Annotated in this window: 12 protein-coding genes; 4 read left to right on the top strand and 8 right to left on the bottom strand. The window is 56.1% G+C overall.

What is annotated here, in order from left to right; genetic code table 11:
- Nucleotides 1-122: 122 nt before the first annotated feature.
- Together AC6IY8_RS05405 and dnaE are read right to left on the bottom strand one after the other, a co-directional pair.
- Nucleotides 123-1079 (bottom strand): acetyl-CoA carboxylase carboxyltransferase subunit alpha, encoded by a 957-nt coding sequence (locus tag AC6IY8_RS05405; RefSeq protein WP_497777693.1) that lies wholly within the window; start codon nucleotides 1077-1079, stop codon nucleotides 123-125.
- Nucleotides 1080-1099: 20 nt separating this feature from the next.
- Nucleotides 1100-4588 (bottom strand): DNA polymerase III subunit alpha, encoded by a 3489-nt coding sequence (gene dnaE, locus AC6IY8_RS05400; protein ID WP_497777692.1) that lies wholly within the window; start codon nucleotides 4586-4588, stop codon nucleotides 1100-1102.
- Between the two features lie 371 nt (nucleotides 4589-4959).
- Here dnaE and AC6IY8_RS05395 point away from each other — a divergent pair, with 371 nt between their 5' ends.
- Nucleotides 4960-5214: a hypothetical protein gene (locus AC6IY8_RS05395; RefSeq protein ID WP_497777690.1), complete on the top strand. Its 255-nt coding sequence runs from the start codon at nucleotides 4960-4962 to the stop codon at nucleotides 5212-5214.
- A gap of 112 nt (nucleotides 5215-5326) precedes the next feature.
- Here the strand turns inward: AC6IY8_RS05395 and AC6IY8_RS05390 are convergent, their stop codons facing one another.
- The 4 genes from AC6IY8_RS05390 to AC6IY8_RS05375 form a co-directional block, all read right to left on the bottom strand.
- Nucleotides 5327-6613 (bottom strand): hypothetical protein, encoded by a 1287-nt coding sequence (locus AC6IY8_RS05390; RefSeq protein WP_497777689.1) that lies wholly within the window; start codon nucleotides 6611-6613, stop codon nucleotides 5327-5329.
- Between the two features lie 100 nt (nucleotides 6614-6713).
- Nucleotides 6714-7691: a phosphoesterase gene (locus AC6IY8_RS05385; RefSeq protein WP_497777688.1), complete on the bottom strand. Its 978-nt coding sequence runs from the start codon at nucleotides 7689-7691 to the stop codon at nucleotides 6714-6716.
- 187 nt (nucleotides 7692-7878) lie between these two features.
- Nucleotides 7879-8307 carry a zinc-ribbon domain-containing protein gene (locus AC6IY8_RS05380; protein WP_497777687.1) on the bottom strand — a complete coding sequence of 143 codons (429 nt, stop codon included), beginning with the start codon at nucleotides 8305-8307 and terminating at the stop codon, nucleotides 7879-7881.
- 449 nt (nucleotides 8308-8756) lie between these two features.
- Nucleotides 8757-9251: a Fur family transcriptional regulator gene (locus tag AC6IY8_RS05375; RefSeq protein ID WP_497777686.1), complete on the bottom strand. Its 495-nt coding sequence runs from the start codon at nucleotides 9249-9251 to the stop codon at nucleotides 8757-8759.
- 80 nt (nucleotides 9252-9331) lie between these two features.
- Between AC6IY8_RS05375 and AC6IY8_RS05370 the strand changes: the two genes are divergently transcribed.
- Nucleotides 9332-10234: a carbon-nitrogen hydrolase gene (locus AC6IY8_RS05370; protein ID WP_497777685.1), complete on the top strand. Its 903-nt coding sequence runs from the start codon at nucleotides 9332-9334 to the stop codon at nucleotides 10232-10234.
- Nucleotides 10235-11329 carry an agmatine deiminase family protein gene (locus AC6IY8_RS05365; RefSeq protein WP_497777684.1) on the top strand — a complete coding sequence of 365 codons (1095 nt, stop codon included), beginning with the start codon at nucleotides 10235-10237 and terminating at the stop codon, nucleotides 11327-11329.
- Here AC6IY8_RS05365 and AC6IY8_RS05360 read toward each other — a convergent pair whose 3' ends face one another.
- Nucleotides 11330-11899 (bottom strand): hypothetical protein, encoded by a 570-nt coding sequence (locus tag AC6IY8_RS05360; protein ID WP_497777683.1) that lies wholly within the window; start codon nucleotides 11897-11899, stop codon nucleotides 11330-11332.
- Nucleotides 11900-12031: 132 nt separating this feature from the next.
- Here AC6IY8_RS05360 and tadA point away from each other — a divergent pair, with 132 nt between their 5' ends.
- Nucleotides 12032-12520, top strand: a complete 489-nt coding sequence (tadA, locus tag AC6IY8_RS05355) for a tRNA adenosine(34) deaminase TadA (protein ID WP_497777682.1) — start codon at nucleotides 12032-12034, stop codon at nucleotides 12518-12520.
- 91 nt (nucleotides 12521-12611) lie between these two features.
- Here the strand turns inward: tadA and AC6IY8_RS05350 are convergent, their stop codons facing one another.
- The gene (locus AC6IY8_RS05350; protein ID WP_497777681.1) at nucleotides 12612-14009 is read right to left on the bottom strand and encodes a GntP family permease; all 1398 of its coding nucleotides are present in this window, start codon (nucleotides 14007-14009) and stop codon (nucleotides 12612-12614) included.
- Nucleotides 14010-14177: the final 168 nt, after the last annotated feature.

Raw genomic sequence — 14177 nt, 5'->3', positions numbered from 1 at the left:
GAGCTTAGTCATTATAAGGCACTCGTCAACCCCGACTGTGCGTCTAAGGTTAGCCGGCGCTACGAATTCTACGAACCCAGGGCTCGAAGCTAATCCGCTGTCCAGCAACAACGCAGACGGCGCTACTCTTCGCTGAAGAAACGGGCCATTTTTCTGAACTTCTCGTACCTGCGCTCCAGCAACTCGTCTGTGCTCAGCTTCCTCAACTCAGCCAGATTCGCCGAGAGTACCGCGTCCAGATTCTTTGCCGTCTGTACGTGATCCTTATGCGCGCCGCCCTCTGGTTCAGGAACCACAGCATCGACAATTCCAAGCTGAATTAGATCTGGCGCGGTAATGTGCATGGCCTCCGCAGCCAAGTTCCGTTTGCTTGCGTCACGCCACATGATGGAAGCGCAACCTTCCGGCGAAATGACAGAGTACACGCTGTTCTCCAGCATGAACACACGATCGCCCACGGCAATCGCCAGCGCGCCTCCCGAGCCTCCTTCGCCAGTGACTGTGGCCAGAATAGGCACTTTAAGCCGTGCCATTTCCCGCAAGTTGTAGGCAATCGCTTCGCCCTGCCCACGCTCTTCAGCACCAAGTCCAGGGTATGCTCCCGGAGTATCGATGAATGTGAATATTGGGCGCCTGAACTTCTCGGCGATCTGCATAGCGCGGATCGCCTTGCGATACCCCTCGGGATTGGGCATTCCGAAATTCCGATGAATTTTCTGCTTTGTGTCACGCCCTTTTTGGGTGCCGACGACCAGCACCTCTTCCCCATGAAAGCGCGCCATTCCGCAGACCAGCGCCGGATCGTCGCCGAATGCGCGATCTCCGTGAATCTCCGAGAAGTCGGTGAACATGCGCTCAACGTAGTCCAGAAAATAAGGACGCTGCGGATGGCGAGCGACTTCCGTGCGCTGCCAGGCATCGAAGTTCGCGTTCACCTGCTTGCGCAATCCTTCTACGCGATCGCGCAATTCGCGAAGCTGCTTCTGCGCATCGTGATTGCTGCCCGCAATCGATTCCAGTTGCGCGATCTGTCGTTCAACTTTTTCCAGTTCCTGGTCTGCCTTCGTTCCAGCTTCCATGCTTTCTTCTTCTCGTCAGCTTAGTCGATCACCTTCACCGAATCGGGGCCGCACAACTGCTCCACGCTCTTTACGAAGGCTCTGTCTGCCATCACATTATAGCCTTCAGCTTCCATTACAACGACGTACTCGCCGGGTCGCACCAGATCGAACAGCACCTTCGCATCACCCTTGGACCGCGCGAACAATCCATGCAACGCGTCGACCGTCTCTGGCTGCGCCTCGCTTAATTGAATGGCTATACGCAACGAGCGTGGCAGTCTTACCTTAGCCTCATCGAGCGGAATAATCTCGTTTATGAAGAGCTTCGGAGCAGCATCTTCCTCGACGCGCACGGCTGCCTTAACCAGTACCGGTATTTCGAGCTTCACCTTCTCGTGCAGCCGTTTATATGCCTCCGGAAACACTGCTGACTCGACTCTACCGAACATGTCTTCGATCACGAGCCCGGCCATCATGTCGCCTTTGCGAGTCTTCGCTATGCGCAGTCCGGTGATCAATCCTGCCACCGACACTTCTTCGTTCTTTGGAGTCGAGCGCTTCATCGCCATCACATCGCTGGTCTTCAACGCTTTCAGGTCTTCGATCTTGTCCTGGTACTTTTCAAGTGGATGACCGCTGATCCAGAAGCCAAGAATTTCCTTCTCGTTCTGCAATCGCACCGACTCTTCCCAGTCGGGCACATCCGGCAAGCGGTCGGCGGAGGCTGCTGCCGGGCTTGCTTCTTCGAAGATTCCGAACAGGCCGTGCTGGCCTGCGTCGCGATCACGGGCGGTTTTCTGCGCCTCCTCTATCGCCTTGTCCAGAACCTGCATCAACTGAGAGCGGCGCCCGAGTGAATCCATTGCACCACTCTTGAGGAGCGATTCGAGCACGCGCTTGTTAAGCACCCGCAGGTCAACGCGCTCGCAAAAATCATAGATGCTCTTGAACGGCCCATCCTTGCGCGCATCGATAATGGACGCGATCGCGTTGCCGCCAACGTTCTTTACCGCGGAGAGGCCGAAGCGAATCTTGTTTCCCTCCGGAGTTACGATCGGTGTGAAGTTCGCGGCCGATTCGTGAACATCTGGAGCCAAGACTTCGATTCCCATTTCGCGCGACTCGCCGATGTACTTCACGACGTCCTCGGTCTTGCTCGTAACTGACGTCAACAGCGCCGCCATGAACTCAACCGGATAATGCGTTTTCAAGTACGCGGTGTGATACGCAACCAGAGCGTAGGCAGCAGAGTGCGACTTATTGAATCCGTATCCGGCGAACTGCGCCATTAGATCGAAAATGTGTCCAGCCTTCTCGGTCGAGAACTTTCGCTCAGCAGCACCGGACATGAATCGCACGCGCTGCTTGTCCATCTCCTCGGGAATCTTTTTACCCATCGCGCGGCGCAACAGGTCGGCTTCGCCGAGTGAGTAGCCGGCGATCACGTTGGCGATCTGCATTACCTGTTCCTGGTACACGATGACGCCCAGCGTTTCTTTCAGCAGGCGTTCAAGCTCCGGCAACATGTAATCGACTTTCTTGCGTCCCCACTTCCGCTCAATGAAGTCGTCAATCATGCCGCCCTGAATCGGTCCCGGACGATACAAAGCGTTCAACGCAGTGAGGTCTTCCACGGTCATCGGCTGATAGCGCCGCAACACATCGCGCATGCCATCGGATTCAAACTGGAAGACGCCCGAGGTATGTCCTTTGTGGAAGACCTTTTCGTACGTCTCCATATCCTCGAGCGGAATCTTCTCCATCTCTACGGTTTCGCCGCGCGTTTGCTTAATCAGCTTCAGACAGTCGTCGATGATCGTCAGAGTTGTGAGCCCGAGGAAGTCCATCTTTAGCAGGCCCATCTTCTCAACAGCCTTCATGTCATAGGCTGTCACGATTTCATCGTTTTTCGTTTTGTAGAGCGGCACCAACTCGTCGAGCGGAACCGGAGCGATTACAACGGCGCTCGCATGCACGCCGGAATTGCGCACCATGCCTTCCAACTTCTTTGCCGTATCAACCAGGTTCCGGATCGCAGGGTCATTTGTGTAAACGTCGTGGAACGCTGCGACGTCTGCCATGGCTTTGTCGATCGTCATACCCGGCGTGCCGGGAATCATCTTTGCGATTCGATCGACTTCGCTGTACGGCATGTCAAGCACGCGGCCTGTGTCCTTGATCGCCGCTTTGGCGGCCATCGTGCCGAAGGTGATGATCTGCGCGACCTGCTCGCGTCCGTACTTCTGTGTCACATAGTCGATCACTTCCCCGCGACGGTTCATGCAGAAATCAACGTCGATATCAGGCATGGACACGCGCTCAGGATTCAGGAAGCGCTCAAACAGCAATTCATTCTGGATGGGATCCACGTTCGTGATTCCCATTGCGTAGCCAACGAGAGAGCCGGCAGCCGAACCACGTCCTGGGCCTACTGGCACTCCAGCTTCCTTTGCGTGGTGAATGAAGTCCCACACAATCAGGAAATAACCTGGGAACTTCATCTGCTTGATGATGCCGATCTCCCGATTCAAGCGCTCTTCGTAGTCGGCGAAGCTATGCCGCAGCTTCCCTTTTTCCTTCAATTCGCGCAGCAGAATCATGCGCCGCACCATGCCTTCGCGCGCAATTCGTTCGAAGTAGCTGTCGATTGTCTCGCCTTCAGGGACATCGAATCGTGGAAAAGGATTGCTCACCTTCGTCAGTTTTAGATTGCAGCGCTCTGCAATCCCAACCGTTCGCGTAAGCACCTGTTCATAGCCTTGAAAGACCTTGGACATTTCCTCGTAGCTTTTTACGAAGAACTGGTTGGTCTGAAACTTCATGCGATTCGGATCAGCGATGGATTTCCCGGTCTGAATGCAAACCATCGCATCCTGCGCAAGGCAGTCGTCTTCGCAAATGTAGTGGCTGTCATTAGTCGCCACCATCGGAATTGCGAGATCCTGTTCAAGCCTGAAAAGATCCTTGTGAATCCGCTTCTCTTCCGCTAATCCCTGATCTTGTATTTCAAGAAAGAAATTGCCGCGCCCGAATATGTCTTCGAAGGTCTTTGCTGCCGTGCGCGCATCTTCGTACTTACCTTCTGTGAGCCGTTCAGCAACTTCGCCTTTAAGGCAGGCAGAAAGACCAATCAGTCCTTCGGAGTGTTCGGCGAGGTAACGCTTGCTAACGCGAGGCTTGTAGTAGAAACCATGCAGAGAAGCCTCTGAACAGATCTTCGTCAAGTTCTTATAACCTGTTTCGTTCTCGACGAGGACAATCAAATGGTTGTAGCTGTCACCCTGAGGCTCCGCACGATGATCCTCCTTTTTACAGACGTAAAGCTCGCAACCAAGAATCGGCTTGATGCCTGCCTCTTTGGCGTCGTTGAAGAAATGCACCGCGCCAAAGATGTTGCCGTGATCGGTCATAGCAACCGCGGGCATGTTCAACTCTTTCGCGCGCTTGCAAAGCATCTTGGTGTCGCATGCGCCGTCGAGCATGGAGTAGTCGGTATGAAGGTGCAGATGTACGAAATCAGAGGACATGGCTAGGGCCTAGTTTACCGCTCACGATCATGGGAAAGTAGCTCGAATATGAGGAAAAGCTTGCAAACAGCTCACCATTCAGCGCTTTCGACTCACTACACATGCCGGCTGAACGCAACATTTTCGAGATAAAGCTGGACAAATAACGTCACTCATACCCTTTTGTGTCAATGCGCAGACTCGGTCGTTGTACGCATAGTCTGAGGACCGTAGCGATGAACAGAATTGGTTGTCGATGTACTACTTCCGTCATACCAGCTGTAAACAGAATTTGCTACTCTGTCGAACCTTTTTGCCCTGCAAGGAATCAAAGTACCCAGATGCCTTAGTACTGGCATCTGGGTCCGAACCGGGGACCAGGAGGTATATCGATGTTTGGTGATGTCTTCGACATTCTCTTCGGCTGCTGGCACAAGAGGTACAGTTTCCCTATTACCGCGAAGAAGGGCCACGCAATCCGTTCTCACGCAGCAAGCGTGACCGGCACCTATGTTGTGTGCCTCGATTGCGGAAAAGAGTTCCCTTACGACTGGAACAAGATGAAAGTACTGGCGGCTGAGTCTGCGCCCAGCACTTCGACCTCGCTCACGGCACAACCAGTCGGCAGCTTCGGCAAAGCGGCTTAGTTTTTGCGCGGGCAGATGGAACGAAGCCTCGTCTGCCAGCCGCATCAGCTACTTTCCTGCTCAAAGCTGACGAACACTGCTTGTCGGCAGTAGTTGACGCTCGAACTTTATCTTAGCGACTAGCAGACGTAGTAGAAGGCGGCTTTTCTTTGTTGGCCACCACTCGAGCAACAGAGATCATTCCGATCGCCTGCGCAGCAGTATCGTCCAGCCCTCGTGCTCTGCGTAGCGCATCAAGAGAATCTACCTGTGCGGCCGCCTCGCTTACTTCCTGAACTACCGCCGGTGCGCCAGGTACATCCTGACGTTCTTTCCAGGTTTCGTTAACAGAGCTGAATGCAAGATCAAAGTAGCGCGATGCAAGCTTTGCTTCCCCGCTGGTGCCGCTTGCAAAGCCGCTCGCCGCAGCTTCGCGTGCGCGCTGTGATGCCGGTAAAGCCTGCAATTCCTCAATGCGATCCGTCTTCGCTGATTGCATAGCGTCGAGCACAGATGCAGACGGCTCCATCCGTTGCGAAATCTCTCCGGCTACACCGGCCCTCAGCGCGGCTTGTCGCGCGAGCACGTCGGACGCGAGAGCTTCTTCATACGCCTTGGCCCCTAACGCATTTTTCATCGCGCCAGTAGTCACGTTCAGAGCTACTGTTCGATCTCCGCTCTCCTCCATTTTGCCGAGCCAGAGCAGCAGGTACAATCCGGCTCGCTTCGCGACATCGCGCTCAACGTTACCCGCAGCACGCGAATAGACGGCTGCAAGGTTCGGGGCCTCGTACTGCATCTTGGCGGTATCGCTGGGAAGCGAATCGAAGAGCAACTCAAAATGATCCTCAGACCAGGGTGAGTCCATGCCTGCTTGCTCCATAAGGGCGAGAGTGACACGAGGGGCAAGTTTCTTCTGCTGGAGACCGGAGTCGATCAAGCGCTGCGCGGTGGTGACCACGTCCGGACACGCTGAAATAGCGGCGATCAGCGTGTTCTCAGCGGAGTCCACACGAGTGGGCTGGATGCTCTCAACGAGCGTCTGAACGGAATGGCAATCGACGGGGCCGGAGTTCAGCATAGATATTTCGGGCTGAACACCGCGCTGGATCAGGTCTTGCTCGAGGCGCAGGCCTTCGCGGCTGTAGGTTTTCGCAAGCGAGGGACGGATTGGAGCAATGACGGAAGCGGCGGAGGCGAGCACGCGAAGGCGGTCCTGCGGGTCGGTTTGGGGCAGTGCTACTGCGGCCCGGACGACGTCATAGGCGAACCGCTTCTGAGCATCGAGAGGCTTCGTTGTGAGATCAGGGGCGTCAACTTTGCTTCCGCGAGGGACTGCATTGGCTCGACCGCCCTGAGCAAATGCGAGTCCCGCGCTGAGGATTACGAGGCAGAAAGATACCTTTGTTGCTAATACCATTGAGGTCAAGTTTACTCGATGCTGCAACAGAGTGCATTTTCAGCTCAGGAGTCACCATGAGGTCATTGGCGATTGCCGTAGCCCGTTACCAACCCGCTAATTACTTGGCGTGATATCGAAGAGCGTGGCTCCGGAGCTCGGTCACGATCTCCTTCGCTGCTTCGGTTGCTCGCTCGAATTCTCCAGGAGGAAAGCTGATAGCTCCAACCCGGGCATGTCCTCCGCCACCGTAACGCTCGCAGATTTTTGCGAGGTTGATCATGTTCTCTGCATCGGTCCAAGGATTCGAGCCGACGGAGATCTTCACACGGAAGCTGCTCTTGCTGAGGCCGACACTGTACACACTCTCAGGATGCAGGTAATAGGGGATGAACTTGTTGTAGCCCTCCAGGTCGTAACCGGTTACGTCGAAGAAGATGGTTTGATCTACGCACTCACTGTGCTGGCGAATGATGTCGATGGAGCGCTCATGCCGCGCGAGCAGCGGAGGAATCTGTTCGGCGACGAATGGTGTTGTGAGGATTTCGCCTAGAGGACGATAGGCGAGAAGCTCGATGAGGCGCGGAATGAACGTGGGATCCTGATTTGCCTCGATGGCCATGGTGATGCGCATGGCGGGCTCTTTCATGCCGACGGCGACTTCCGCGCTCTCATAGGAAGCGCCATCGACGATGTCAGCCCAGGTCACGAGTTCCTCGACTTCGGATAGGTCGAAGCCAAAGCGGCTTTGCGCAATGGTGGCGAGGAATTTGGTGCAGGACTTGAAGTCGGGATCGAAGAACTTCCTGTTGCTCTCCTGCTGCTCGAAGTGCTCGGCGTCTTCCTCGGTCAGGAACGCGCTCTCGTGGTGGTCAAACCACCAGGTCAGTTTGTCGGACGCAAGATACTTGAAGTCGACGATGGCATTCTCGTCGCCATTGAAGTCGGCAATATCGAAAAGTGAGCCGGCGCGGTGCAGCAGGCCCTGGTACTGAAAATCCACGTTGCGGCGGATGCGTTCGCGGTAGAAGCGCGTAAACAGTGACGCAGAGCAGGCTCCGTCAAAACATTTGTCGTGATAAAAGACCTTTACTATCAATGGTCGTCCCTTTCTGAACGGCTCGAGTCACCGTGCAAAGCGGCATTGCATGCGTGGAAGGAAAGCACTTAGAGATAAATGGTTTTGATTGGGAGTGTCAAGAGCACTCTGGAGGCGTGACTGGGCACGTGGTGGGGGCAACGTCCTCAGAGTTAGAAAATCGCCAACTCGGGAAACCCCGGAAACTCTAAGTGGCTTTTACGGCTTGGTCTTCAGCCCACTCGCCGATGAGCGGTAACTTGAACTGGCTTCCTTGAAGAGCTTTGACGACAAGGATGACCCAGACGACGAATAGCGCAATCTCGAGGATCGGCCATAGCAGGATTCCTGCTACAGGGACGTAGATGGCGATTCGCGGAATCATGGAGACTACCGTAAATGCAAGCGCCTGGAAGGAGTGGAAGCGGACGAAGCGATCGTTGCGATAGGGATCGACCAGCAGGAAGATGATGGCCGGAATGACGAAGTAGGCTAGCGCTCCAGCAATGTTTCGCGGGACGGCGAGATCGTCTGGGCGCGAAACTCCCCCGGCGATGGGCGCAAGGGGCTGGCCGCAGCGCGAGCAGAACTTCGCTGAATCGTCGAGTGGCGCGCCGCAATTGGTACAGAAAGCCATGGTGAGCCTCAGATCATACTCCACGTTTGCGGAGGTGAAAGTACTGGAAATTCAGAGTGCTGGGAAGAGCTTGGGGTTGCCGGTGCGATTTCGCGTGTCATGGAAAGTGGGGTTGAGGGTAGGGGTCCCTCGCTGCGCTCGGGATGACACCGAAACGCAAAGGCAACAGCAAGGGCAAATACAAGTGCAACAGCACCCCGAGTTCCTTCGCTTCGCTCAGGATGACACCTCAAAAACAAGATCAAGGACAAAAGCAAAGGCAAGAACACAAACAAAAGCAAGAGCAAAAGCAAAGCAAGGGCAAGGACAAGGGAAAGAACAAAATCGAGGGCAAGAACAAGAGCAACCGCGAGCGCACGAACAACTATCCCGCCCTAAACTCGCGAAAAGTCGCGAGTTTAGGGCGGGGCACGAGGGCAAGTTCTAAACCGCTCGTTTTGACATGAGGTTTAGCCCTGCTTTTTTTTCTGGCACTGCTCGCAAAGGCCGTAGATCTGGAAGTTGTGGCGGGTGGTGGCAAAGTGATGTTTGCGGCCCATGTCTTTTTCGACTTTCTCGATTTCGGGAGAGAAAAATTCGATCGAGCTACCGCACTCAGTGCAGAGCATGTGGTGGTGGCTGCGTCGCTGGTACTGGTGTTCGTAGCGCGTGATGCCATCGTGGAAAGCTACACCCGAGGCAAGGCCACACTCGGCGAGCAGCTTGAGCGTGCGATAGACGGTGGTAAAGCCGATGCGGGGGTCGCTGCGCTTGACGAGTTGGTGGAGCTCTTCGGTCGAGAGGTGATCGTGTGTTTCGAGGAAGGTGCGCAGGATGGAGTCGCGCTGCTCAGTATGCTTAAGGCCGACACGCTTGAGGTGGCGGTTGAATATCTCCTCCGCTTCCCGTATGGACTCGAGAGAGAGCTGCGAATTGTCATCAACGCGTTTGGGCGGCGTCGTCATAGTCGTTCGGTCGATGGGAGAAGGATACCATTCGCCTTTGATATTCTAAACTCCGACTACGTATATAGCTGGAGGACTCATTGGCGGCCGATAAATTTGAAGTAGGCCTGATACAGATGTACTGCTCGCCCGAGCCGGATGACAACGTCGAGCGCGCAGTGGAACACGTTCGCGAGGCCGCCCGCCGCGGCGCAAAAATGATTTGCCTGCCGGAGCTCTTCCGCACACAGTATTTTTGCCAGCGCGAGGATACGGCGCTGTTCGATTTGGCGGAGCCGATTCCCGGGCCGACGACGGCGCGGTTCTCTGCGCTTGCGCATGAACTGAAGGTGGCGATTGAGCTTTCGCTGTTCGAACGGAGAGCGCCGGGGCTGTATCACAACACAGCGGTGCTGCTAGGGAGCGACGGGGAGATCCACGGGATCTACCGCAAGATGCATATTCCGGACGATCCGCTCTACTACGAGAAGTACTATTTCACGCCGGGCGATCTGGGGTTCAAGTGCTTTGACCTGAAGGAAGGCGCGGTGGGAACGCTGGTGTGTTGGGATCAGTGGTATCCGGAGGGTGCGCGGTTGACGGCGCTGCAGGGCGCGAACGTGATCTTCTACCCGACGGCGATTGGGTGGCATCCGGCAGAGAAAGAGGAATGGGGACAGGCGCAGTACGAGGCGTGGTTCACCATCCAGCGGGCGCACGCAATTGCGAATGGCGTTTACGTGGGCTCGGTGAATCGAGTCGGTCACGAGACCGGCAACATTCGCGGAAACGAAGTAAAAGGAGCAGGGCTGGAGTTCTGGGGAGGCTCATTTTTGGCTGATCCATTTGGAAGAATCATCGCCGAGGCTTCGCATGACAAAGAAGAGATTTTGATCGGGACGGTGGATGTGAAGCTGCAAGAAGAGATTCGCCGAAACTGGCCGTTCTTGCGCGATCGGCGCATTGACGCCTATGCGCCGATTACGCAGAGGTTTGGACGCTAGATGGCCAAGAAGATGGTGACAGAGTGTCCTGCATCGTTGGGTTTCCGCATGCCTGCGGAGTGGGAGCCACAGAGAGCTACATGGCTGGCGTGGCCGCATAACCGCACGGACTGGCCGGGGAAGTTTGAACCAATTCCCTACGTGTATGCCGAGATTGTGCGGCACCTGGCACGGGCAGCCGGGGTTGAACTGATCGTGAACGATGAAGCGGCGGAGGCACGTGCGCGAGGAGTGCTAACGGCAGCGAACGTGCTACCTGCGCTGGAAAAGCGCATAAGGTTTCACCGGTGGCCGACGAATCGCGGATGGCTGCGGGACTCGGGCCCGATATTCGTGAAAGATAAGGCGGGCAAGGTTGCTGTAACGAACTGGAAATTCAACGCCTGGGCCAAGTACAAGAACTGGAAGCTGGACAACGAGCTACCGGGGTTGGTGGCGGCGAGGCTGAAATACAAGGCTTTCGAGGCCACTGTAGAGGTTGATGGTGAGCCGCGGCAGATGGTGCTTGAAGGCGGCTCGATTGATGTCAATGGACGCGGGCTGCTGCTGACGACCGAAGAATGCCTGCTTAGCGAGGTGCAACAGCGGAATCCTGGCATGACGAGTGGCGAGATCGAAAAGGCGCTCGGGTGCATGCTGGGCGTGAAGAAAGTGCTGTGGATCGAGAGCGGCATCGTAGGCGACGATACGCACGGGCATGTGGATGACATCGCACGCTTCGTCGGCCCGAAGACTGTGCTGGCGGCGAGCGAGCGCGATCCGCAGGATGCGAACTACGCGATTCTGAAGAACAATCTGAAGCGTTTGCAAAAAATGACCGATGCGGCGGGGAGGGCGCTGGAAGTGGTTCCGCTGCCGATGCCCGCGACGGTAGTGTTCAAGGGACAAAGGGTTCCGGCGAGCTACGCCAATTTCTACATCTCGAATGGGACGGTGCTGGTGCCGACGTTCAACGATGCGAATGATCTGGAGGCTCTGAATACGATTCAGCGCGTACTGCCGAGGCATAAGATCGTTCCGATTTATTGCGGCGACCTCATCTGGGGACTCGGGGCAATTCACTGCATGACGCAGCAGGAGCCCGCCGCAGGATAGCTACTTGCGGCGGCGGTAACGGGCTGTCTGCAGCAGTCCGAGCGCGAGGACACCGACGAGCGGAACAACCATGTAGCTGCCGGGCTGGGCGCGCAGATCAGAGTCGGGCACGAAGGTAGTGGCCGGGCGCAGGTAAAGATTGTCGGCGCTGCCGATAAGAGACGCGGTGGAGTATGGAGTGTCGCCTGAGGGCGCCTGGCTGGAACTCTTGCAGGCGATGCCGAGGTCGTCAACGGCAAGGAAATTGATGGTGTCGTTGGCGGTGCTGACGTTGGTGGCACCGACAGGCAGATTGTTGGGCATGGTTCCGGTGACGGAGACGACGTGGCCAGCTTTGCCCTCAAGCTGGGCGAGGTTGGTGCCCACAAGCCGGTACTCGCGAGTCGAAGCTCCGGAGACAACGAGGTCGAAGCCCGTATTGGATTGAACGAGGCATCCGCGGAACGTGAGCGGGCGGAATTCCCCGGCTAAAGAATCTCCGGATGAGCTCTGAGTGCCCTGCGCAAATACACAAACCGCGCTCAACATAAACAGAAACCCGATAACCACGCGATTTATGACTGAACCCATAAAGTCCGACCTTGGCTCAGTTAGAGGTGAGGTGCTCGTCTGGGGTTTGCTTCAATGATCGAAAGACGGAGTTTATTTTTGGTTGCGGTTTTTGGGGAACGGAGCTGGATCGGGTGCGATTAGGATGTGGTTATGCAGGACGGAAGTGAATCTCAGGGCAAAGTGGCGGACGAACTCTGGATGGAAGAGGCGCTGAGACTGGCGCGTCGGGCCGAAGTTGCTGGCGAGGTTCCAGTGGGCGCGGTGGTGGTGCACGAAGGACGAATTGTTGGCCGCGGATGGAACCAGGTGGTCGCGACGAACGATCCGTGCGGACATGCAGAGATTCTGGCTGTGAGAGATGCTGCACGCGAGCTGGGAAACTATCGGCTGAGCGGATGCGAGCTGTTTGTCACGCTGGAGCCTTGCGCGATGTGCGCAGGAGCAATTGTGCACGCGAGAATCGCACGATTGGTGTTTGGGGCGACGGATCCAAAGGCTGGAGCGGTGGGCGGAATCATGCAGGTGATCAATCATCCCAAGCTGAATCATCGCGTCGAGGTTACCGGTGGAGTGTTAGGCGGCAGGTGTATGGAAATGCTGCAGGCGTTTTTTCGGGAGAGAAGGAACGCAACGAGTTGAAGCTGTAGAGGTCGGCGCTTCAAAACCTATATAGGTTGCAGAAAAGAGGGGCTGCCGGATGAGGGCAGCCCCTTTGAGTTTTGCGCCGATATTAAACCAGGTGCGTGATGTAGAACAGGGCGATGATGACAAAGACGGCCGACGTCTTGATGCAGGTGACGGCGAAGATGTCTTTGTAAGACGTCCTGTGAGTGAGGCCGGTGACCATCAGCAAGGTGATCACGGCGCCGTTGTGCGGCAGCGTATCCATACCGCCGGAGGCCATGGATGCGACGCGGTGCAGCACTTCCATGGGAATGCCGTGAGCATTGGCCGCGGCGATGAACTGGTTGGCCATTGCTGCGAGAGCAATACTCATACCGCCTGACGCGGACCCGGTAATGCCGGCGAGGATGTTGACACTGATCGCCTCGTTGACCAGGGGATTCGGAATGTGCGAGAGGGCGTCACGAACAATCAGGAAGCCGGGGAGGGCGGCGATAACCGCACCAAAACCGTATTCGGAAGCGGTGTTCATGGCCGCCAGCAAAGCGCCCGCGATGGCGGATTTGCTGCCTTCGGCGAACTGGCTCTTGATGCGCGAATAGCCGAACACGGCGACGGTGATGATGCCGAGCACGAGGGCGGTTTCAACCGACCAAATGCCATTGAGCTTGGTCACATCCTGCGTAATAGGCTTGCCAGCCGAACTCAACTGGATGGTGTTGCTGGCCCCGTAGATGCGTGGGATGACCATCCGGGTGATGACCAGGTTGGCGATTCCGACGACAAACAGCGGCAGAATGGCGAGCGCGGGATTGACGAGCTTGCCCTCAACGACAGCCGCAGTCTCGTTGATGTGTCCCGTACCGTAACCTTCGCCAGCGGACTGCGCACGGCGGCGGCACCATTCCAGATAGATCATGCCGACGATCAGAATGTAGATGGCACCGAGGGTGCCAAGGATCGGGGCAGCGTAGATGGTGGTCTTGAAGAAGGTCGTCGGGATGATGTTCTGAATCTGCGGAGTGCCTGGCAGCGAGTCCATGGTGAAGGTGAATGAGCCCAGGGCGATGGTGCCCGGGATCAGACGCTTCGGGATATGAGCCTCGCGGAACATTTCAGCGGCAAACGGATAAACGGCGAACACTACGACGAAGAGCGAGACACCGCCATAGGTGAGCAGAGCGCAAACGGCAACGATCGAGAGGATGGCGCTCTTTTCGCCAAGTACGCCGATGACGGTTGAAACAATGGATTTTGCAAAACCGGAGAGCTCAATGAGCTTTCCGAACAGCGCACCCAACATGAAGGCAGGAAAATATAGTTTTACGAAAACAACCATGCTCTCCATGAAAAGGCCGCTATAAATCGGCAATACGGCACGCGGCTGTGTAAGCAATACCGCGGCCAGTGCCGCGATCGGCGCAAATAAAATCACGCTGAATCCGCGGTAGGCCACCAGCATCAAAAAGGCGAGCGCACCAATACAGATCAGAAACTGGATCATTCAATTTCCTCCTACAGGTTGGGGTACGTTGGTCTTTGTTGAGAGCTTTGTTCCGAGTTCTTCAGTACTACAGGTCTAGCAAAAAGGTGATACCAGGGTTACTGCGATGGTGTACTCGCTGTGATCTTTATGTGCCTACCCAACCACCCCGGTCGGGCAGGCGCTCAA

This window comes from Koromonas soli (assembly GCF_059726265.1).
Note: the sequence above shows the minus strand (reverse complement) of the source record. Positions and strands in the feature narration are given on the sequence as shown.

What these genes read in the sequence shown, in the direction of transcription:
- AC6IY8_RS05405 (WP_497777693.1), bottom strand. Translation starts at nt 1,079, where the DNA reads ATGGAAGCTGGAACGAAGGCAGACCAGGAACTGGAAAAAGTTGAACGA.
- dnaE (WP_497777692.1), bottom strand. Translation starts at nt 4,588, where the DNA reads ATGTCCTCTGATTTCGTACATCTGCACCTTCATACCGACTACTCCATG.
- AC6IY8_RS05395 (WP_497777690.1), top strand. Translation starts at nt 4,960, where the DNA reads ATGTTTGGTGATGTCTTCGACATTCTCTTCGGCTGCTGGCACAAGAGG.
- AC6IY8_RS05390 (WP_497777689.1), bottom strand. Translation starts at nt 6,613, where the DNA reads ATGGTATTAGCAACAAAGGTATCTTTCTGCCTCGTAATCCTCAGCGCG.
- AC6IY8_RS05380 (WP_497777687.1), bottom strand. Translation starts at nt 8,307, where the DNA reads ATGGCTTTCTGTACCAATTGCGGCGCGCCACTCGACGATTCAGCGAAG.
- AC6IY8_RS05375 (WP_497777686.1), bottom strand. Translation starts at nt 9,251, where the DNA reads ATGACGACGCCGCCCAAACGCGTTGATGACAATTCGCAGCTCTCTCTC.
- AC6IY8_RS05365 (WP_497777684.1), top strand. Translation starts at nt 10,235, where the DNA reads ATGGCCAAGAAGATGGTGACAGAGTGTCCTGCATCGTTGGGTTTCCGC.
- AC6IY8_RS05360 (WP_497777683.1), bottom strand. Translation starts at nt 11,899, where the DNA reads ATGGGTTCAGTCATAAATCGCGTGGTTATCGGGTTTCTGTTTATGTTG.
- tadA (WP_497777682.1), top strand. Translation starts at nt 12,032, where the DNA reads ATGCAGGACGGAAGTGAATCTCAGGGCAAAGTGGCGGACGAACTCTGG.
- AC6IY8_RS05350 (WP_497777681.1), bottom strand. Translation starts at nt 14,009, where the DNA reads ATGATCCAGTTTCTGATCTGTATTGGTGCGCTCGCCTTTTTGATGCTG.